The following is a 20,025-nucleotide window of genomic DNA, read 5'->3' on the forward strand; positions in this document are numbered from 1 at the left end:
ACCGACACAACCACCTGTTCGACACAACATCGTTGATTCTATAAAACTTTAGTTAACAGCCGCGCACTTACACAAGCGCCTTTACTATCGCTGAAACAACCAACTTAAACTAGACAAACCATGTAGAAGCAAAACAATGCTAAAGATAAAAAACAAAATCACCAACCCCATGACAGTCATCGCCATATTTGCAATTCTTTCGGAAACCTCGGCGGCGGTATCGTTACCATTTCTCGATAACAAGGACCGGGAAATTTACGTCTGGTTTCTGATCAGTTTCCCCTTTTACTTGTTATTCCTGTTCTTTATCACTCTCAACTTCAATCATCGCTCGCTTTACTCGCCTTCAGACTTCGGCAAAGACAAAAGCTTTTTGAAAACCACTCAAAATAACCAGAGGGACGAATCCTTTCGCGAAGCAGGCGAGCGTTGTGCTTTTGAGCTGACCAGTTGCATCGTGTCGGGTAAAACCGGGCCAGGCCGAGTGCCGATTCCCTGCAGAGTTCACAACGCGCCGGACCCACCGCTCGGTCCACGCGACCCATCCCATCCGGTTATGCAGAATATCAAGCTGTCACCCTGGGTAAGTGAACTGAACATCATTGACGCAAGAGAAGTTGATGCAGCGAAGGAATTCGATGCCATCTTCGAAACGCTAAAAGGCGTCGATAAAAAGCACGCGCGGGTTCTCGTATTTCTTTGTAATCATGCGTCGGACGCGCTTGCCCACTCCGCATTGCAGCAGATCAGGCAGGCCAAGAAAGGCTCAGGAGCCACACTGTGCATCGTATATAACCTGTGTTCGCAGACGGTGACATTACTGGGACGAACCAGCTGAACCGGGTCAAGACTGCGCGCAGATACACGAGGGAGCCTGATGAACCAGAAAAAAAGATGAAAAAAAGGCGGCCCTGAACAGGCCGCCTTTTTTATTGCGCGTCGGTCTGAGCCACTCAGAACAACTTGCGGCCCTTGTTGGCAGCAATGCGCATGCGCAGCGCGTTGAGCTTGATGAAGCCCGCCGCATCGGCTTGGTTGTAAGCGCCGCCATCTTCTTCGAAGGTGGCGATGTTGGCGTCGAACAGCGAATCGTCGGACTTGCGGCCGGTGACGATGACGTTGCCCTTGTACAGCTTCAGGCGCACTACGCCGTTCACGTTGACCTGCGAAGCGTCGATCATCTGTTGCAGCATCAGACGCTCAGGGCTCCACCAGTAGCCGGTGTAGATCAGGCTGGCGTACTTGGGCATCAGCTCGTCTTTGAGGTGAGCGACTTCGCGGTCCAGAGTGATCGATTCGATGGCGCGGTGAGCGCGCAGCATGATGGTGCCACCCGGGGTCTCGTAGCAGCCACGGGACTTCATGCCGACGTAACGGTTTTCGACGATGTCGAGACGACCGATGCCGTGCTCGCCGCCGATCTTGTTCAGCGTCGCCAGTACGGTGGCCGGGGTCATTTCAACGCCGTCCAGCGCGACGATGTCGCCGTTGCGGTAAGTCAGTTCCAGGTATTGCGGGGTGTCGGGAGCCTTCTCCGGGGAGACGGTCCAGCGCCACATGTCTTCTTCGTGCTCGGTCCAGGTGTCTTCCAGCACGCCGCCTTCATAGGAGATGTGCAGCAGGTTGGCGTCCATCGAGTACGGGGATTTTTTCTTGCCGTGGCGTTCGATCGGGATCGCGTGCTTCTCGGCGTAGTCCATCAGCTTCTCACGGGACAACAGGTCCCACTCGCGCCAAGGGGCAATCACTTTCACGCCTGGTTTGAGCGCGTAGGCGCCCAGTTCGAAGCGCACCTGGTCGTTGCCCTTGCCGGTGGCGCCATGGGAAATGGCGTCGGCGCCGGTTTCGTTGGCGATTTCGATCAGGCGCTTGGCGATCAGCGGACGGGCGATGGAAGTACCCAGCAGGTACTCGCCTTCGTAAACGGTGTTGGCGCGGAACATCGGGAACACGAAATCACGCACGAACTCTTCGCGCAGATCGTCGATGTAGATTTCTTTGACGCCCATGGCCTGAGCCTTGGCGCGGGCCGGCTCGACCTCTTCGCCTTGACCGAGATCGGCGGTGAAAGTCACCACTTCACAGTTATAAGTATCCTGCAGCCACTTGAGGATCACCGAAGTGTCCAGGCCGCCGGAATACGCCAGAACGACCTTGTTTACGTCCGCCATGCCATCACTCCACGGGGTTCTACGGAAAGCCGGGGAGTCTACCGCTCAAACGCGATAATTTACAGAGGCGCGACAGCTTAAGACGACAAAGCGACAGAATCTGTCGAGAGCGCGACGATGACCGGCGAGTCAGGAAGTCGCTGCGGCGGTGGCTGGCGTACTCGCTTGCGGCGCTGGCGCAGGGGCTGTGGTCGGTGCCACACGTGACAGTTTCACATTGACCCGGCGATTCTTCGCACGATTGGCTTTGCTGGTGTTCGGCACGATCGGATACTGCTCGCCGTGGAAACGCACGGTGATCTGCGATTCCTGAATGCCGTTGGCCTTGAAGAAATCGACTACCGCCAGCGCGCGGCGGCGCGACAATTCGCGGTTGGTCAGACGATTGCCGCTGTTGTCGGAATGGCCGTCGAGGTCAATGTGGTTCACCGTCGGGTCGGCCTTCATGTATTCGAGCATCACTTGCAGCTTGGCCTTGGCAGCCGGGTCCAGCTCAACGCCTTCGCCGGGAAAGCCTATCTGCGATTGCTTGATCTGGTCGAAATTCTGCGGCAGCAATTTCGCCACGCAGCCTTGGTAGTCGTTGAACGCCTTGCTGAATTTCACCGGCAACAAACGCACTTCCGACACCCGGCCATCGCCAGACGCACGGCGAACTACCGGGCTACGGCCGTCCAGCAGACCGCTGATCAGCCCACCGGCCTGGGATTGCGAGCTGTTGAACAACACATTGCCGCTGCCCAGCCGTACCGAGCCCAGATTGATGTCGCCGCGCCCCGGCTGCCACGGTGCAGCGGCAGCGAGCAACGTCGCCGAGCCGCCACCAAGCATGGCGTTGTAGGCATTCAGGCGAAAGATCGCCTGCTCACCGGCCTTGCGCACGAATTCGCCCGAGCCGAAATCAGTGATCGGTTGCGTCAGGCGGCATTCGAACTGGTCGCCGGCGACCGTCCACTCAATGTTCTCCAGACGGGTCTGGTAAGTCAGCGCCATCGCGGGAAGGCTGGCAAACACACTGAGCAGGGCTAAATAACGCTGGCGCACGGGAGGCTCCATTGGCTTGTGAAACACAAACACCGATTCACACAATGTTTACGGCATACCTTCGGGATATCGGACGCTTGTGGCAAAACTTGATAGCGGGTGCCTGCAAGAGTCTTTTCCGGTAGCATTCGCCTCAGTTTGACCCGCCTGGAATCCCCTCATGTCCGACCGCCTGACCCTGCTGCGTCCCGACGACTGGCACATTCATCTTCGCGATGGTGCCGTGTTGACCAATACCGTTGCCGATGTGGCCCGCACCTTCGGGCGCGCGATCATCATGCCGAACCTGGTACCGCCGGTGCGCAACGCCGCTGAAGCCGACGGCTATCGTCAGCGCATTCTCGCTGCCCGCCCGGCCGGCAGTCAGTTCGAGCCGTTGATGGTGCTGTACCTCACCGACCGCACCCAACCGGAAGAAATTCGTCAGGCCAAGGCCAGCGGTTTCGTCTACGCCGCCAAGCTTTACCCGGCCGGCGCGACCACCAATTCCGATTCCGGCGTGACCAGCATCGACAAGATCTTCCCGGCGCTGGAAGCCATGGCCGAAGTCGGCATGCCGCTGTTGATCCACGGTGAAGTCACCCGTGGCGACGTCGATGTATTCGACCGCGAAAAGATTTTCATCGACGAGCACATGCGCCGCGTGGTCGAGCGTTTCCCGACGCTGAAAGTGGTGTTCGAGCACATCACCACCGGTGACGCCGTGCAATTCGTCAACGAGGCTTCGGCCAACGTCGGCGCGACCATCACCGCGCACCACCTGTTGTACAACCGTAACCACATGCTGGTGGGCGGGATTCGGCCACACTTCTATTGCTTGCCGATCCTCAAGCGCAACACCCATCAGGAAGCCTTGCTCGATGCCGCCACCAGCGGCAGCGCCAAGTTCTTCCTCGGCACCGACTCGGCGCCCCACGCCCAGCACGCCAAGGAAGCCGCCTGCGGTTGCGCCGGTTGCTACACCGCCTACGCCGCCATCGAGATGTATGCCGAATCGTTTGAACAGCGTAATGCGCTGGACAAGCTCGAAGCCTTCGCCAGCCTCAACGGCCCGCGTTTCTACGGCCTGCCGGCAAACACCGATCGCATCACCCTGGTTCGCGAAGAATGGACCGCCCCGACCAGCCTGCCATTTGGCGAGCTGACCGTTATCCCGCTGCGCGCCGGTGAAAAACTGCGCTGGCGCCTGCTGGAGGAACACGCGTGAGTGAAGAGCATTTCGACGATGAGCTGGACGGTCAAGGTGGTGGCGGCGGTTCCCGTCACCCGATGGCAGCGCGTTTTCGCGGCTACCTGCCGGTTGTCGTCGACGTAGAAACCGGTGGCTTCAACGCAGCCACCGATGCCCTGCTGGAGATTGCCGCGACCACCATCGCCATGGATGAAAAGGGTTTCGTCTACCCGGATCACACCTACTTCTTCCGCGTCGAGCCATTCGAAGGTGCGAACGTTGAAGCGGCAGCGCTGGAGTTCACCGGGATCAAGCTTGATCATCCGCTGCGCATGGCCGTCAGTGAAGAAACCGCGCTGACCGATATTTTCCGTGGCATCCGCAAGGCCCTCAAAGCCAACGGTTGCAAACGGGCGATTCTGGTCGGGCACAACAGCAGCTTCGATCTGGGCTTTCTCAACGCCGCAGTCGCGCGGCTGGACATGAAGCGCAACCCGTTCCACCCGTTCTCCAGTTTCGACACCGCGACCCTGGCGGGTCTGGCGTACGGTCAGACCGTGCTGGCGAAAGCCTGTCAGGCCGCTGGCATCGATTTCGACGGTCGTGAGGCGCACTCGGCGCGCTACGACACCGAAAAGACCGCTGAGCTGTTCTGCGGCATCGTCAATCGCTGGAAACAGATGGGCGGCTGGGAAGACTTCGACGACTGATCCTCGGCGAACAAATCCCGCGCATAAAAAAACCGGCCACATGGGCCGGTTTTTTTCTACCTCGACGTTGCGCCTTACAGGGCAGCAGCGTTTTCGGTCAGGTAAGCCGCAACGCCTTCTGGCGAAGCGTTCATGCCTTTGTCGCCTTTCTTCCAGTTGGCCGGGCAGACTTCGCCGTGCTCTTCGTGGAATTGCAGCGCGTCGACCAGACGGATCAGCTCTTCCATGTTACGGCCCAGCGGCAGGTCGTTGATGATCTGCGAGCGAACCACGCCTTTGTCGTCGATCAGGAACGCGCCGCGGAAAGCCACGCCGCCTTCGGATTCAACGTCGTAAGCCTTGGCGATGTCGTGCTTCATGTCGGCAGCCATGGTGTATTTCACCTGGCCGATGCCGCCATTGTTCACTGGAGTGTTGCGCCAGGCGTTGTGGGTGAAGTGCGAGTCGATCGACACAGCGATCACTTCAACGTTGCGCGCCTTGAAGTCAGCCATGCGGTTGTCCAGAGCGATCAGCTCGGACGGGCAGACGAAGGTGAAGTCCAGCGGGTAGAAGAACACCAGGCCGTATTTGCCTTTGATGGCCGAGGACAGGGTGAAGCTGTCAACGATCTCGCCATTGCCGAGTACGGCCGGGACGGTGAAGTCTGGGGCTTGTTTGCCTACGAGTACGCTCATTGATATCTCCTGGTGTAGAAACTTGAAGTTCAGGGTCCGGGCCAGCCTGTCACCCTCAGGCGACAGCCCTGTGACACGAACCCTCTTCGCAAGGGACGACCATCATACACTGCGTGTTTGGCCTGTCCGTAACGGATTTTCCCTGTTCGGTTATCCACTGCGTATTCATTGGGTCAAGGGAGCGCCTGGCAAATACCGTTCGTCAGTCGCCGGCAAATTGGCTGGGAAGCGTTCCGAAAGCACTTTGACAATCATTCTCGTTAACATTAAGATCCATCGCAATTGAGTCACAACCAGCGACGGTTCTTACTTATGTATGTTTGCCTCTGCACTGGCGTCACCGACGGACAGATCCGCGAAGCGATCTATGAAGGTTGCTGCAGCTACAAAGAAGTTCGCCAGGCCACCGGCGTCGCCAGCCAGTGCGGCAAATGCGCCTGCCTTGCCAAGGAAGTGGTCCGCGAAACCCTGACCAAGCTGCAAACCGCCCAGGCCGCGATCCCTTACCCTGTAGAATTTACTGCTGCGTAAATGCCCCCATTTCAAAGAACCGGACTTCGCGTCCGGTTTTTTTATGCCTGAAAATCAATTGCTTAGCGTCCAGACGCGGAACACAAACATTCTTATTCCGATTAATTTTCATTTATTATTCAATAACTTAGGTTTGACACTTATAAACACCAAGCTCAAACTCCGCCTTATATACAGTTAATACAGGGCAGGACTCCGATCATGAAAGGCGACATTACAGTCATCCAGCATCTCAACAAGATCCTTGCCAATGAGCTGGTCGCGATCAATCAGTACTTCCTGCATGCGCGCATGTATGAAGATTGGGGTCTGAACAAGCTCGGCAAGCACGAATATCACGAATCCATCGACGAGATGAAACACGCGGACAAGCTGATCAAGCGCATCCTGTTCCTTGAAGGCCTGCCGAACGTTCAGGACCTGGGCAAGCTGCACATCGGCGAACACACCCGCGAAATGCTCGAATGCGACCTGCGCATCGAAAAGACCGGCCACGCTGACCTGAAAGCCGCCATCGCCCATTGCGAAACCGTTGGCGACTTCGGCAGCCGTGAACTGCTCGAAGACATTCTCGAGTCGGAAGAAGAACACATCGACTGGCTGGAAACCCAGCTCGGCCTGATCGACAAGATCGGTCTGGAAAACTATCTGCAGTCGCAGATGGGCGAAGAGTAGGCGCTGTCGAGTGAAACGAGGCTGCGATCTTTATCGATTTCAGCCTTGATACTCAGTCAACTCATATAACCAACAAAAAAGCCCCGCCCTCTTTCGAGGTGCGGGGCTTTTTGCTGGCCGAAGATCAAAAGATCGCAGCCTCGTTTCACTCGACAGCTCCTACGGGAGACGCGTCGTCGAGCGAAACTCTATGAACGTAGAATCAGGCTTCGGACTTGTTCGCCGCTGCCGCTTCGACAGCCGCCTTGATGGTGCTTTGCAGCGAACCGTCTGCAGCCATCTCGGTCATGATGTCGCTGCCGCCGACCAGCTCACCGCCGACCCACAGTTGCGGGAAAGTCGGCCAGTTGGCGTACTTTGGCAGGTTGGCGCGGATTTCCGGGTTCTGCAGGATGTCCACGTACGCGAACTTTTCACCACAGGCCATCACGGCTTGCGCAGCTTTTGCGGAAAAGCCGCACTGCGGGGCATTCGGCGAGCCTTTCATGTAAAGCAGAATGGTGTTGTTGGCAATCTGCTCTTTAATCGTTTCGATGATATCCATGGAGCACCTCGGCTGAACTTTCCGACTCAGAGGTCGGCACGGTGGCGCATTGTAACGGAATCCCGAGCGCCATGCTCGGTCTCCCCGACAGACCCGCTCAAGCCGCCGCCACTGTCACCGGCACACCGTTCAACGCCGCGTTGCCCGACAGTTCGTCAAGCTGGCACTCGTCGGTCAGGTCGTTGGCGCTCGACCCCGGCTGGCCGCTGGCGATCGCCATCTGCACGCCCGGGCGCGCGTGGCCCCAACCGTGGGGCAGGCTGACCACGCCTTTCATCATGTCGAGACTGGCGAGCACTTCCACCTCGATCTGCCCGACCCGCGAACTCACCCGAACCCGTTGCCCGTCGGCCAGGCCACGGCTGGCCAGATCATCCGGGTGCATCAGCAACTGATGCCGCGGCTTGCCCTTCACCAGTCGATGGAAGTTGTGCATCCACGAATTGTTACTGCGCACATGGCGGCGGCCGATCATCAACAATTCATCGGCAGCCGGCGCCTGCAACGCGGCAAAGCGAGCGAGGTCAGCGAGAATTTCCGGCGGTGCGGCCTGGATACGCTGATTCGGCGTTTTCAGACGTGATGCCAGATTCGGTTTCAGCGCACCCAGATCCACGCCATGCGGATGATCGAACAGCGTCGCCAACGACAACTTGTGCTCGGACGCATCGCCGTAGCGGCCCATGCGCAGGCCCATGTCGATCATCTTCGCCGGCGGCATCGTTGGTTTCAGCTCCTTGCCGGTTTTCTCGGCGAAGGCCTTGGCCAAGCCGACGAAGATCTCCCAGTCGTGCAGCGCACCCTCGGGCTTGGCGAGGATGGCGCGATTGAAGCGGGTCACGTTACGCACCGCAAACAGGTTGAACGTAGTGTCGTAGTGATCGTTTTCCAGCGCCGAGGTCGACGGCAGGATCAGATCGGCATAGCGCGTGGTTTCGTTGATGTACAGGTCGATGCTGAGCATGAAGTCGAGGCCGTCCAGCGCCTGTTCCAGTTGCCGGCCGTTGGGTGTCGACAACACCGGGTTGCCGGCGACGGTGATCAGCGCGCGGATCTGCCCCTCCCCGTCGGTGAGCATTTCTTCGGCCAGCGCCGAGACCGGCAACTCGCCGCCGTATTCAGGACGACCGGAAACGCGGCTCTGCCATTTGTTGAAATGCCCGCCCGAGGTCGACGCCACCAGATCCACAGCGGGTTCGGTGCACAGTGCACCACCAACGCGGTCGAGGTTGCCGGTGACCAGGTTGATCAACTGCACCACCCAATGACAGAGAGTGCCGAAGGCCTGGGTCGAGACGCCCATGCGCCCATAGCAGACGGCACTCGGTGCGGCAGCGAAGTCGCGCGCCAGTTGGCGAATCTGTTCGGCAGGCACCGCGCAGAGCGGGCTCATCGCTTCGGCGCTGAATTCAGCCACGGCGTTTCGCACTTCGTCGAGGCCATCGACCGGCAAATGGCTGTCGCGGGTCAGGCCTTCGCTGAACAGCGTATTGAGCATGCCGAACAGCAACGCCGCATCGCCGCCCGGGCGGACGAACACGTGCTGATCGGCCATCGCTGCGGTTTCGCTGCGGCGCGGATCGACTACCACCACTTTGCCACCGCGCGCCTGAATCGCCTTCAGGCGCTTCTCGACGTCCGGCACGGTCATGATGCTGCCGTTGGACGCCAGCGGATTACCGCCGAGGATCAGCATGAAATCGGTGTGATCGATGTCCGGAATCGGCAACAGCAAGCCGTGGCCGTACATCAGATAGCTGCTGAGGTGGTGCGGCAGTTGATCGACCGACGTTGCCGAATAGCGATTGCGGGTTTTCAGCAACCCCAGGAAGTAATTGCTGTGGGTCATCAGGCCGTAGTTGTGCACGCTCGGATTGCCCTGATACACCGCAACGGCGTTCTGGCCGTGACGTTCCTGAATCGCCGCGAGTTTCTCGGCCACCAAGGCAAACGCCTCGTCCCACTTGATCGGCAGCCATTCGCTGCCGACGCGGCGCATCGGCTGACGCAGGCGATCGGGATCGTTCTGAATATCTTGCAGGGCCACGGCTTTCGGGCAGATATGGCCGCGGCTGAAGGTGTCGAGGGCATCACCCTTGATCGAGGTGATCGCGACATCGCCATCGGTTTCCGTAGTTTCGATGGTCAGCCCGCAAATGGCTTCGCACAGGTGGCACGCACGGTGGTGAAGAGTCTTGGTCATGGCCAGTCTCTGTCTTGTTCGGGGGCAGGCAATCACGCCCGCGGGAACAAAACTATGGCCCGTGCGCGGAGCAGGCGCCAGCGACGTTCGTCTCGTGAATCGACGGTTATCAGGGCAGCCGATAAACCGTCGCGATCAGTTCGAAGGCAACTGCGGCGGCGCGGCCAGCTGGATTTCCTGGATGGTTTCGATCTGCTCGTGGGCGACGTGCACGCCGGTGAGCTCGCCGATCAACCGCCAGTGCTCATCAAGCCCGGCGCTGATGGTGGCCATGCGATCGATCATGTGTCGGCCGGCGGATTTGACCACTTCGTCGTCACTGCGCAGCAACTCGAAAGACATCGAGGTGACTGACGCGGTGAGATGGGTCAGAGAGCGAGCCGTGTGGCCCAGCAGCTCCATTAACAGTTGTTCTTTCGATTCCATGCGGAGGCTTCCTGCGTCGCTCGAAACTTATTTATAACCCAGCACTTTGCTTTAGCAAATGTTTCAGTCTGAACATCCGACCAAGCGAATCGGTGGCGCAGCGTTCGCAAACCGACCAGGACCGCTGCGTTGCCGTCGCGGCGCATTGCCAAGCGCGGCGGCGCCAGTGTACAAAGAGGCTCACCGCTGTACTGAATCCGGCTTCAATATGCGTGATCGAAATGCTCGGTCCGCGCTCCGAATCCCGCTGACAAAAGTACCCTATTGGAAAAACGCGACATTTAGTGTCAATATCGCGCCTTCCCCTATTTCGTCGCCCCGTGCGGCTTACGCCGCAGGTCTCGCCCGTTGTTCCGTTAAACAAGGCTTTGAGCATCTGCGGTCTGTAGCAAAAAGGTAGTCAATGATGAGCGCAAGGCACTTTCTCTCCCTGATGGATTGCACGCCCGAAGAGCTGGTCAGCGTGATCCGTCGAGGCGTTGAGCTCAAAGACCTGCGTAACCGCGGCGTACTGTTCGAGCCTCTGAAAAACCGCGTGCTGGGGATGATCTTCGAAAAATCCTCGACCCGTACCCGGATCTCCTTCGAGGCCGGCATGATCCAGCTCGGCGGCCAGGCAATCTTCCTGTCCCCGCGCGACACCCAACTGGGCCGTGGCGAGCCGATCAGCGATTGCGCCATCGTCATGTCGAGCATGCTCGATGCGGTGATGATCCGCACCTTCGCCCACAGCACCCTCACCGAATTCGCCGCCAACTCGCGCGTGCCGGTGATCAACGGCCTGTCCGATGATCTGCACCCGTGCCAGTTGCTCGCCGACATGCAGACCTTCCTCGAACACCGTGGCTCGATCCAGGGCAAGACCGTGGCCTGGATCGGTGACGGCAACAACATGTGCAACAGCTATATAGAAGCGGCGATCCAGTTCGACTTCCAGTTGCGCGTTGCCTGCCCGGAAGGCTACGAGCCGAACCCGGAATTCGTCGCCCAGGCTGGTGATCGCGTGACCATCGTCCGCGATCCGCAGGACGCCGTGCGTGGCGCGCATCTGGTCAGCACCGATGTCTGGACTTCGATGGGTCAGGAAGAGGAAACTGCCAAGCGCCTCAAGCTGTTCGCGCCGTTTCAGGTCAACCGTGCCTTGCTCGACCTCGCTGCCGAGGACGTGCTGTTCATGCACTGCCTGCCGGCGCACCGTGGCGAAGAAATCAGTCTCGACCTGCTCGATGACCCGCGCTCCGTCGCCTGGGATCAGGCAGAAAACCGTCTCCACGCACAGAAGGCCCTGCTCGAGTTCCTCGTCGAACCGGCATATCACCACGCATGAGCCATGAATTACTGCTGAACCTGCGCAACCTCGCTTGCGGCTACCAAGATCAACGCGTGGTGCAGAACCTCAATCTGCACCTCAACGCCGGCGACATCGGCTGCCTGCTCGGCTCGTCCGGCTGCGGCAAGACCACCACCCTGCGCGCAATCGCCGGTTTCGAACCGGTGCATGAAGGCGAAATCACCCTCGGTGGCGAAACCCTGTCCAGTGCCGGTTTCACCCTGGCGCCGGAGAAACGCCGGATCGGCATGGTGTTTCAGGACTACGCGCTGTTCCCGCACCTGAGCGTGGCCGACAACATCGCTTTCGGCATTCGTAAGCACCCGAACAAGGCGCGCGTGGTCGAAGAGCTGCTGGAACTGGTCAACCTGAAAAACCTCGGCAAGCGCTTCCCCCACGAATTGTCCGGCGGTCAGCAACAGCGCGTCGCCCTCGCCCGCGCCCTGGCGCCGGAGCCGCAGTTGCTGCTGCTCGACGAGCCGTTCTCCAATCTCGATGGCGAACTGCGCCGCAAGCTCAGCCATGAGGTGCGCGACATCCTCAAGGCCCGTGGTACCAGCGCGATTCTGGTCACCCACGATCAGGAAGAAGCCTTTGCCGTCAGCGATCATGTTGGCGTGTTCAAGGAAGGTCGGCTGGAACAGTGGGATACGCCCTACAACCTCTATCACGAACCGGCGACGCCGTATGTCGCCAGTTTCATCGGTCAGGGCTATTTCATTCGCGGCCAGCTCGTCACCCCGGAATCGGTGCAGACCGAGCTGGGTGAACTGCGCGGCAACCGCGCTTACACCTGGCCGATTGGCGGTGCAGTGGATGTGCTGTTGCGTCCGGATGACATTGTTTATGCACCGGACAGCCCATTGAAGGCGCAGATTGTCGGCAAGACATTCCTCGGCGCGGCGACCTTGTATCGCCTGCAACTGCCGACCGGCGCGCAGCTGGAATCGATCTTCCCCAGCCACGCCGATCATCTGGTTGGCGCGCAGGTCGGGATTCGCGTAGCGGCGGATCACCTGGTGCTGTTCCAGGCATCCGGCAGCACGGCGGCGCAGATTCCGGCGGTGGAAAACGGCGTCCGTCGGTTCAGCACCAGCCTTTGATCCGCACTGGATAAAAATTGTGGGAGCGAGCCTGCTCGCGAATGCGGTGTTTCAGTCGCCGAAGATGTTGACTGAAAGAGCGCTTTCGCGAGCAGGCTCGCTCCCACAGTTGGTATTGCCTCAGCCTAAAAACAGGGTACCGCTGGCCACAAGCGTCGCATTGCCGCCAATCTTCACCCGCTCACCTTCCAGCCGACAGAACAACTCCCCGCCCCGCGCCGAGCGCTGGCACGCGGTCAGGTTCGATTTGCCCAGACGTTTGGCCCAGTACGGAATCAGGCTGCAATGGGTCGAGCCGGTCACCGGGTCTTCATTGATACCGATGGCCGGGGCGAAATAGCGCGAGACGAAGTCGTGCTGATTGCCACGCGCGGTGACGATTGCACCCAGCCATGGCAGTTTCGCCAGTGCCGCCATGTCCGGTCTGCAGTCGAGCACGGCCTGCTCCGATTCCAGCACCACGAACAGTTCGTTGGAGCCGAGCACATCAACAGCCTCGACACCCAGCGCCCGCTCGACATCCAGCGTCACGCCGATTTCCGAAGGCACGATGGTCGGGAAATCCAGCCACAAGCGGTCGCCTTCGCGGCTGACACTCAGCGGCCCGGACTTGCAGATGAAGTCGATGCGCTCGGCACTTTCCTTATGGATTTCGAACAGTACAAACGCGCTGGCCAGGGTCGCATGCCCGCACAGCGGCACTTCAGTAGTCGGAGTGAACCAGCGGATATGCCAGGCCTGACCTTCGCGCACCAGAAACGCAGTCTCCGCCAAGTTGTGTTCGGCGGCGATCTTCTGCATCAAGTCATCGGCCAGCCAGCTGTCGAGCCGATAGACCATCGCAGGGTTGCCACTGAACGGCCGATCACTGAACGCGTCGACCTGATGAAACGCAAGCTGCATGATTTTCTCCCTGAATTGGTCGACCGAGCATGCAACGGCGGCCCGGATCAGTGCCAGTGACAGAAGCGCAATTTTTTCTTCATACAGCTGGCGCGCATTTTAAGCCCGGCCGATATCGGCGAACTGCGCCTGGGTGTGCTCAGCCAATACTGCCGGCGCCAATTCCACTTCCAGTCCTCGCCGCCCGGCACTCACATAAATAGTCGCGAACCTCTGAGCGGAACTGTCGATGAAGGTGCGCAGGCGTTTCTTCTGCCCGAGCGGGCTGATGCCGCCCAACAGGTAGCCGGTGGAGCGTTGCGCGGCAGCGGGATCAGCCATTTCGGCTTTCTTCACTCCAGCGGCATGGGCCAGCCCTTTGAGATCAAGCGTTCCGACGACCGGCACCACAGCCACCAGCAGTTCGCCTTTTTCACTGGCGGCCAGCAAGGTTTTGAACACTTGCGCCGGTGCGAGCCCGAGCTTCTCCGCCGCCTCCAGCCCATAGGACGCGGCCTTCGGATCATGTTCGTAACTGTGCACGCGATGTTCGGCACGAACTTTTTTCAACAAGTCCAACGCTGGGGTCATGGCAGCTCCGGGTTCGGCAATCTTTGAAAAAACCTGCGGCGGATTCTAGGTCATCGTTGGGCAAAAGGCTCTATTCCAAGCCGCGAATCCCGTAGCTTCGCGCTGCATTCAAGCTGATCGCCGCGCTGATCATTCACATGGCGAATAGTTTTATTGTGACCGACAGTTCACTTTCGACCTTTGACAGGTTTGTTTCTTGTCTATATTTTTTCGAATCTGAATAATGTAAGAATCATGCTCAACGCAGTACCCAGCAGTAACCCGGGAACCGAATGGGGATTCCGACCCGGTGAAGATCGCGCCCTGCTCCGTTGGCAAGGCGCCACACAAGAAAAAGAACCGAGGTTTTCAATGACAGCTGCTTTACCGCAACCATCGCTTTCCGGCCAATGCATGGCCGAGTTTCTGGGCACCGCCCTTCTGATCTTCTTCGGCACCGGTTGTGTCGCCGCGCTCAAAGTCGCAGGTGCCAGCTTCGGCCTGTGGGAGATCAGCATCATCTGGGGCGTCGGCGTGAGCATGGCGATCTACCTCACCGCCGGGGTTTCCGGCGCGCACCTGAACCCGGCAGTGAGCATTGCTCTGGCAATCTTCGCTGACTTCGAAAAGCGCAAACTGCCGTTCTACATCCTTTCGCAGATTGCCGGCGCCTTCTGCGGCGCATTGCTGGTCTACACGCTCTACAGCAATCTGTTCTTCGATTACGAACAAACCCACCAGATGATTCGTGGCTCGGCCGCCAGCCTTGAATTGGCGTCGGTGTTCTCCACCTACCCGAACCCGGTGCTGTCGACGGCCCAGGCCTTTCTGGTCGAGATGATCATCACCGCGATCCTGATGGGCGTAATCATGGCCCTGACCGATGACAACAACGGCCTGCCACGCGGCCCCATGGCGCCACTGCTGATCGGTCTGCTGATTGCCGTGATCGGCAGTGCGATGGGTCCGTTGACCGGTTTCGCGATGAACCCTGCGCGTGACTTCGGTCCGAAACTGATGACTTTCTTTACCGGTTGGGGTGAAATTTCCTTCACCGGTGGTCGTGATATTCCGTATTTCCTGATTCCGATTTTTGCACCGATTGTCGGTGCCTGCCTCGGCGCTGCCGGGTATCGCGGGCTCATCGCCCGTCACCTGACCGGCGCCACACCTGCTACAAAGGATGCAGAACCGGCCATTGACGGCAAACCAAGAACTTCTTGAAACAGTCGGCGCCGGCTCCTGCCCATCCGAGCCGGCGCCACGGCCCACTCTCGTTTTTTTCGTCCAAGGCAATCGACATGACCGACATTCAGAACAAGAACTACATCATTGCCCTTGATCAGGGTACGACCAGTTCGCGCGCGATCATCTTCGACCGCGACGCGAACGTAGTCTGCACCGCGCAGCGCGAATTCGTTCAGCATTACCCGCAGGCCGGTTGGGTCGAGCACGACCCGATGGAAATCTTCGCCACCCAGAGCGCGGTGATGGTTGAAGCGCTGGCCCAGGCCGGCCTGCACCATGACCAGGTTGCCGCGATCGGTATCACCAACCAGCGTGAAACCACCGTGGTCTGGGACAAGACCACCGGCCGCCCCGTGTATAACGCGATCGTCTGGCAGTGCCGCCGCAGCACCGAGATCTGCCAGCAGCTCAAGCGCGATGGCCACGAAGACTACATCCGCGACACCACCGGCCTGGTCACCGACCCGTACTTCTCCGGCACCAAACTGAAGTGGATCCTCGACAACGTCGAAGGCAGCCGCGAGCGTGCGCGCAACGGCGAGCTGCTGTTCGGCACCGTCGATAGCTGGCTGATCTGGAAATTCACCGGCGGCAAGGTGCACGTCACCGACTACACCAACGCCTCGCGCACCATGCTCTTCAATATCCATTCGCTGGAGTGGGACTCGAAGATGCTGGAGATCCTCGACATCCCCCGCGAGATGCTCCCGGAAGTCAAAGCGTCCTCGGAAATCTACGGTCGCACCAAGAGCGGCATCGCCATCGGCGGTATCGCCGGCGACCAGCAAGCGGCACTGTTCGGGCAGATGTGCGTCGAGCCGGGCCAGGCGAAAAACACCTACGGCACCGGTTGTTTCCTGCTGATGAACACCGGCGACAAAGCGGTGAAATCCCAGCACGGCATGCTCACCACCATCGCCTGCGGCCCGCGCGGCGAAGTGGCTTATGCGCTGGAAGGCGCCGTGTTCAACGGCGGTTCGACCGTGCAATGGCTGCGTGATGAACTGAAAATCGTCAACGACGCCCACGACACCGAATACTTTGCCAACAAGGTCAAGGACAGCAACGGCGTGTATCTGGTGCCGGCGTTTACCGGTCTCGGCGCGCCTTACTGGGACCCGTATGCCCGTGGCGCACTGTTCGGCCTGACGCGCGGCGTACGTGTGGATCACATCATCCGCGCCGCGCTGGAGTCGATCGCCTACCAGACTCGCGACGTACTCGACGCCATGCAACAGGATTCCGGCGAACGCCTCAAAGCTCTGCGCGTGGACGGCGGTGCGGTGGCGAACAACTTCCTCATGCAGTTCCAGGCCGACATCCTCGGCACCCAGGTCGAACGCCCGCAAATGCGCGAAACCACCGCACTCGGCGCGGCTTATCTGGCCGGTCTGGCCTGCGGTTTCTGGGGCAGCCTGGAAGAACTGCGCGGCAAGGCAGTGATCGAGCGCGAGTTCGAACCGAGCCTTGACGAAACCGAGAAAGAGAAACTCTACAAAGGCTGGAAAAAAGCCGTCAGCCGCACCCGTGACTGGGCGCGTGAGGACGCCGAATAAGCCAACGTGCAGTTCCAGAAGGGTATCTAACTGGTAGGGAGCAGATTCCTGCGGCATCATGGGCAAATTTTGCTTGGCAGCCCAAAGGAAGCCCCATGAATCTGCCTCCCCGTCAGCAGCAAATCCTCGAGCTGGTCCGCGAACGCGGCTATGTGAGCATCGAGGAAATGGCCACGCTGTTCGTTGTCACCCCGCAAACCATCCGCCGCGACATCAACCAGCTCGCGGAAGCCAACCTGCTGCGTCGCTACCACGGTGGCGCCGCGTACGATTCCAGTGTCGAAAACACCGCGTATGCCATGCGTGCCGATCAGATGCGCGATGAAAAGCAACGCATCGGTGAAGCCATTGCCGCGCAGATCCCCGATCACGCCTCGCTGTTCATCAATATCGGTACCACCACCGAATCGATCGCTCGCGCCCTGCTCAATCACAGTCACCTGAAGATCATCACCAACAACCTGCACGTCGCCTCGATGCTCAGCGCCAAGGATGATTTCGATGTGCTGCTGACCGGCGGCAACGTGCGCCGCGACGGCGGTGTGGTCGGTCAGGCGAGCGTGGACTTCATCAATCAGTTCAAGGTCGATTTCGCCTTGGTCGGCATCAGCGGGATCGATGAGGACGGCAGCCTGCTCGACTTCGATTATCAGGAGGTCCGGGTCAGCCAGGCGATCATCGCCAACGCGCGACAGGTGATTCTGGCAGCGGATTCGAGCAAGTTCGGGCGTAATGCGATGATTCGACTGGGGCCGATCAGCCTGATCGATTGCCTGGTCACCGATCAGCAACCGGTGCCGGCGCTGGCGCAGTTGTTGAGTCAGCACAAGATTCGGCTGGAAGTCGTCTGAACCCTCTCCCTCGCTGACCGAACCGACGCCTTCGCGAGCTGGCTCGCTCCCACTCTTGGAATGCATTGCAAAATGTGGGAGCGAGCCTGCTCGCGAAAACGATCGATCACACCACACATCTTCTGCGCCTTGCGCGCGTTCATGTTCGAAAATTTTCTTTTAATCGCCCTTCGATGAGTTTTTTCAATCGAACGCGACTGGCTGCGCGCGTGTTTATGGGCTACCATTTTCGCAAATGAACATTTATGTTCGATTTCCAATACAAAATCAAAAGAACCGAGGCCAGCCGATGTCCACCTCTACCTTGCGTACGCCCCCTCTCTCCGAGATCTATGACGTTGCCGTGATTGGCGGCGGGATCAACGGCGTCGGGATCGCAGCGGATGCCGCCGGTCGCGGTCTTTCGGTGTTCCTTTGCGAAAAAGACGACCTGGCCAGCCACACCTCGTCGGCCAGCAGCAAGCTGATCCACGGTGGCCTGCGCTATCTGGAACATTACGAATTCCGTCTGGTGCGTGAAGCGCTCGCCGAGCGCGAAGTGCTGCTGGCCAAGGCGCCGCACATCGTCAAACCGATGCGTTTCGTTCTGCCACACCGCCCGCACCTGCGTCCGGCGTGGATGATTCGTGCCGGCCTGTTCCTCTACGACAACCTTGGCAAACGCGAAAAGCTGCCAGGTTCGAAAAGCCTGAAGTTCGGCGCCGACAGCGCGCTGAAAAGCGAAATCAAGAAAGGCTTCGAATACTCCGATTGCTGGGTCGATGACGCCCGCCTCGTGGTCCTGAACGCCATGGCCGCCCGTGAAAAAGGCGCGCATGTGCATACCCAGACCCGCTGTGTCAGTGCCCGCCGCACCAAAGGTCTGTGGCACCTGCATCTGGAGCGCGCCGACGGCAGTTTGTTTTCGATCACCGCCAAAGCACTGGTCAACGCCGCCGGCCCATGGGTGGCCAAGTTCATCCGTGACGACCTGAAGATGGAATCGCCGTATGGCATCCGTCTGATCCAGGGCAGCCACATCATCGTGCCGAAACTGTACGAAGGCGAACATGCGCATATTCTGCAAAACGAAGATCAGCGCATCGTTTTCACTATTCCGTACCTGAACCACTTCACTCTGATCGGCACTACCGACCGCGAATACACCGGCGACCCGGCGAAAGTAGCGATCACCGAAGGCGAAACCGATTACGTGCTGAAAGTGGTCAACGCCCACTTCAAGAAGCAGCTCAGCCGCGAAGACATCCTGCACAGCTACTCGGGCGTTCGGCCGCTGTGCAACGACGAATCCGACAACCCGTCTGCGGTCACTCGCGATTACACCCTGGCGCTGTCGGGCAACGCCGAGGAAGCGCCGCTGCTGTCGGTGTTCGGCGGCAAGCTGACCACTTACCGCAAGCTCGCCGAGTCGGCGATGGCGCAGTTGATGCCGTTCTTCACCCAGATGCGCCCGAGCTGGACCGCGACCGCCACCCTGCCCGGCGGCGAAGACATGACCACGCCAGAGGCCCTGAGCGCGCGGATTCGCGACAAGTTCGATTTCGTCCCGACCGAAATCGCCCGGCGCTGGGCCGTCACCTACGGCAGCCGCACCTGGCGCATGCTTGAAGGCGTGGAAAGCCTGGCCGACATGGGTGAGCACATCGGCGGCGGGCTCTACACCCGCGAAGTCGATTACTTGTGCAGCGAAGAGTGGGCCACTACGGCGCACGACATCCTGTGGCGCCGCACCAAGCTAGGCTTGTTCACGACAGCGGAGGAACAGCAGAAGCTGTCGACGTATCTGGGCAAGGTTGAGCAGAACCGGAAGATCGAGGCGGCTTGATCTTCGCCCCATCGCTTGAACGAAAGCCCCTGAATTGTGAGATTCAGGGGCTTTTTGTTATGTGGACTTTGTTGAACCTGATTGGGGCAGTTGGATCTTTTCCCCCTCACCCCAGCCCTCTCCCCCAGGGGGTAGAGGGGAAAGGGAGCCGATCTCCGTGGGTTCCAAAGTCCGAGGTCGACTCGGTATCTCACGTCGCCGTAACTCGACCATCCACCGCAGTCAGTCCCCTCTCCCTCCGGGAGAGGGTTAGGGTGAGGGGCTTTTGATCGTTCGGTTTTCCGAACGCGACTCCACAGTCGATTCGGTTAACCGGATCATGCCTTCATAAAATTACCGCCATAAAACTTTAATAACGTTATAAAACAATCGCTTAACGGACTTCGACTGCTCTGGCACGAGTCATGCTCTACACTCTCTCGACGAATGCCTGCTGTGCCAACACTTCAGGAGCCGTCAGGCATTCGAAGCACAAAAAGGGCCGACAAACTGGCTCCATAAAAAAAAC

19 protein-coding genes are annotated in these 20,025 nt (G+C 59.2%); 11 read left to right on the forward strand and 8 right to left on the reverse strand.

Annotated features, from left to right (window positions below; genetic code table 11):
* Positions 1 to 136: 136 nt before the first annotated feature.
* Complete coding sequence (locus tag AB4N73_RS15845) at positions 137 to 838, forward strand: hypothetical protein (RefSeq protein WP_095181788.1); 702 nt, start codon at positions 137 to 139, stop codon at positions 836 to 838.
* A gap of 115 nt (positions 839 to 953) precedes the next feature.
* Here the strand turns inward: AB4N73_RS15845 and AB4N73_RS15850 are convergent, their stop codons facing one another.
* Both AB4N73_RS15850 and AB4N73_RS15855 read right to left on the reverse strand, forming a co-directional pair.
* Positions 954 to 2,171 carry an argininosuccinate synthase gene (locus AB4N73_RS15850; RefSeq protein ID WP_007953201.1) on the reverse strand — a complete coding sequence of 406 codons (1,218 nt, stop codon included), beginning with the start codon at positions 2,169 to 2,171 and terminating at the stop codon, positions 954 to 956.
* A gap of 129 nt (positions 2,172 to 2,300) precedes the next feature.
* On the reverse strand, positions 2,301 to 3,215 hold the full coding sequence (locus AB4N73_RS15855) for a flagellar protein MotY (RefSeq protein WP_041479867.1): 915 nt from the start codon (positions 3,213 to 3,215) through the stop codon (positions 2,301 to 2,303).
* Between the two features lie 160 nt (positions 3,216 to 3,375).
* Between AB4N73_RS15855 and pyrC the strand changes: the two genes are divergently transcribed.
* Positions 3,376 to 4,422 carry a dihydroorotase gene (gene pyrC, locus AB4N73_RS15860; protein WP_252868209.1) on the forward strand — a complete coding sequence of 349 codons (1,047 nt, stop codon included), beginning with the start codon at positions 3,376 to 3,378 and terminating at the stop codon, positions 4,420 to 4,422.
* Entirely contained in the window at positions 4,419 to 5,096 is a 678-nt protein-coding gene (gene rnt, locus AB4N73_RS15865; RefSeq protein WP_252868210.1) for a ribonuclease T, read from the forward strand. Before pyrC ends, rnt begins: the two co-directional genes overlap by 4 nt.
* A 74-nt stretch (positions 5,097 to 5,170) precedes the next feature.
* Here rnt and AB4N73_RS15870 read toward each other — a convergent pair whose 3' ends face one another.
* Positions 5,171 to 5,773 carry a peroxiredoxin gene (locus AB4N73_RS15870; protein ID WP_003227723.1) on the reverse strand — a complete coding sequence of 201 codons (603 nt, stop codon included), beginning with the start codon at positions 5,771 to 5,773 and terminating at the stop codon, positions 5,171 to 5,173.
* Between the two features lie 312 nt (positions 5,774 to 6,085).
* On the opposite strand from AB4N73_RS15870, the gene AB4N73_RS15875 reads away from it, so the two are divergent.
* Positions 6,086 to 6,304 carry a bacterioferritin-associated ferredoxin gene (locus AB4N73_RS15875; protein WP_003227725.1) on the forward strand — a complete coding sequence of 73 codons (219 nt, stop codon included), beginning with the start codon at positions 6,086 to 6,088 and terminating at the stop codon, positions 6,302 to 6,304.
* Positions 6,305 to 6,505: 201 nt separating this feature from the next.
* The gene (bfr, locus tag AB4N73_RS15880) at positions 6,506 to 6,979 is read left to right on the forward strand and encodes a bacterioferritin (protein ID WP_016773403.1); all 474 of its coding nucleotides are present in this window, start codon (positions 6,506 to 6,508) and stop codon (positions 6,977 to 6,979) included.
* Positions 6,980 to 7,181: 202 nt separating this feature from the next.
* Here the strand turns inward: bfr and grxD are convergent, their stop codons facing one another.
* The 3 genes from grxD to AB4N73_RS15895 form a co-directional block, all read right to left on the reverse strand.
* Positions 7,182 to 7,523 carry a Grx4 family monothiol glutaredoxin gene (gene grxD / locus AB4N73_RS15885; protein WP_016773402.1) on the reverse strand — a complete coding sequence of 114 codons (342 nt, stop codon included), beginning with the start codon at positions 7,521 to 7,523 and terminating at the stop codon, positions 7,182 to 7,184.
* Positions 7,524 to 7,620: 97 nt separating this feature from the next.
* Positions 7,621 to 9,726 (reverse strand): molybdopterin oxidoreductase family protein, encoded by a 2,106-nt coding sequence (locus AB4N73_RS15890; RefSeq protein WP_460142294.1) that lies wholly within the window; start codon positions 9,724 to 9,726, stop codon positions 7,621 to 7,623.
* 135 nt (positions 9,727 to 9,861) lie between these two features.
* The gene (locus AB4N73_RS15895) at positions 9,862 to 10,152 is read right to left on the reverse strand and encodes a hypothetical protein (protein ID WP_041479870.1); all 291 of its coding nucleotides are present in this window, start codon (positions 10,150 to 10,152) and stop codon (positions 9,862 to 9,864) included.
* A gap of 406 nt (positions 10,153 to 10,558) precedes the next feature.
* Here AB4N73_RS15895 and argF point away from each other — a divergent pair, with 406 nt between their 5' ends.
* Complete coding sequence (gene argF / locus AB4N73_RS15900) at positions 10,559 to 11,479, forward strand: ornithine carbamoyltransferase (RefSeq protein WP_024014160.1); 921 nt, start codon at positions 10,559 to 10,561, stop codon at positions 11,477 to 11,479.
* A complete protein-coding gene (locus tag AB4N73_RS15905) occupies positions 11,476 to 12,585 on the forward strand; it encodes an ABC transporter ATP-binding protein (RefSeq protein ID WP_095181785.1) in 1,110 nt (369 codons plus the stop codon). The genes argF and AB4N73_RS15905 overlap by 4 nt, the downstream gene beginning before the upstream one ends.
* Before the next feature lie 120 nt (positions 12,586 to 12,705).
* On the opposite strand, the gene AB4N73_RS15910 is transcribed toward AB4N73_RS15905, so the two are convergent.
* Both AB4N73_RS15910 and ybaK read right to left on the reverse strand, forming a co-directional pair.
* Positions 12,706 to 13,488 carry a PhzF family phenazine biosynthesis protein gene (locus tag AB4N73_RS15910; RefSeq protein ID WP_310218135.1) on the reverse strand — a complete coding sequence of 261 codons (783 nt, stop codon included), beginning with the start codon at positions 13,486 to 13,488 and terminating at the stop codon, positions 12,706 to 12,708.
* Positions 13,489 to 13,587: 99 nt separating this feature from the next.
* Positions 13,588 to 14,058 (reverse strand): Cys-tRNA(Pro) deacylase, encoded by a 471-nt coding sequence (gene ybaK, locus AB4N73_RS15915; RefSeq protein WP_310218138.1) that lies wholly within the window; start codon positions 14,056 to 14,058, stop codon positions 13,588 to 13,590.
* A gap of 351 nt (positions 14,059 to 14,409) precedes the next feature.
* Here ybaK and AB4N73_RS15920 point away from each other — a divergent pair, with 351 nt between their 5' ends.
* From AB4N73_RS15920 to glpD, 4 genes are all read left to right on the forward strand, one after another.
* Positions 14,410 to 15,261 carry an MIP/aquaporin family protein gene (locus AB4N73_RS15920; RefSeq protein ID WP_041479875.1) on the forward strand — a complete coding sequence of 284 codons (852 nt, stop codon included), beginning with the start codon at positions 14,410 to 14,412 and terminating at the stop codon, positions 15,259 to 15,261.
* Positions 15,262 to 15,338: 77 nt separating this feature from the next.
* Positions 15,339 to 16,841, forward strand: a complete 1,503-nt coding sequence (glpK, locus tag AB4N73_RS15925; protein ID WP_024014162.1) for a glycerol kinase GlpK — start codon at positions 15,339 to 15,341, stop codon at positions 16,839 to 16,841.
* Between the two features lie 95 nt (positions 16,842 to 16,936).
* Positions 16,937 to 17,692 carry a DeoR/GlpR family transcriptional regulator gene (locus AB4N73_RS15930; protein ID WP_007953179.1) on the forward strand — a complete coding sequence of 252 codons (756 nt, stop codon included), beginning with the start codon at positions 16,937 to 16,939 and terminating at the stop codon, positions 17,690 to 17,692.
* 289 nt (positions 17,693 to 17,981) lie between these two features.
* Positions 17,982 to 19,517, forward strand: coding sequence for a glycerol-3-phosphate dehydrogenase (gene glpD, locus AB4N73_RS15935; RefSeq protein ID WP_076564008.1), 1,536 nt, complete (start codon positions 17,982 to 17,984; stop codon positions 19,515 to 19,517).
* Positions 19,518 to 20,025: the final 508 nt, after the last annotated feature.

This window comes from Pseudomonas sp. S3_B08 (assembly GCF_054667725.1).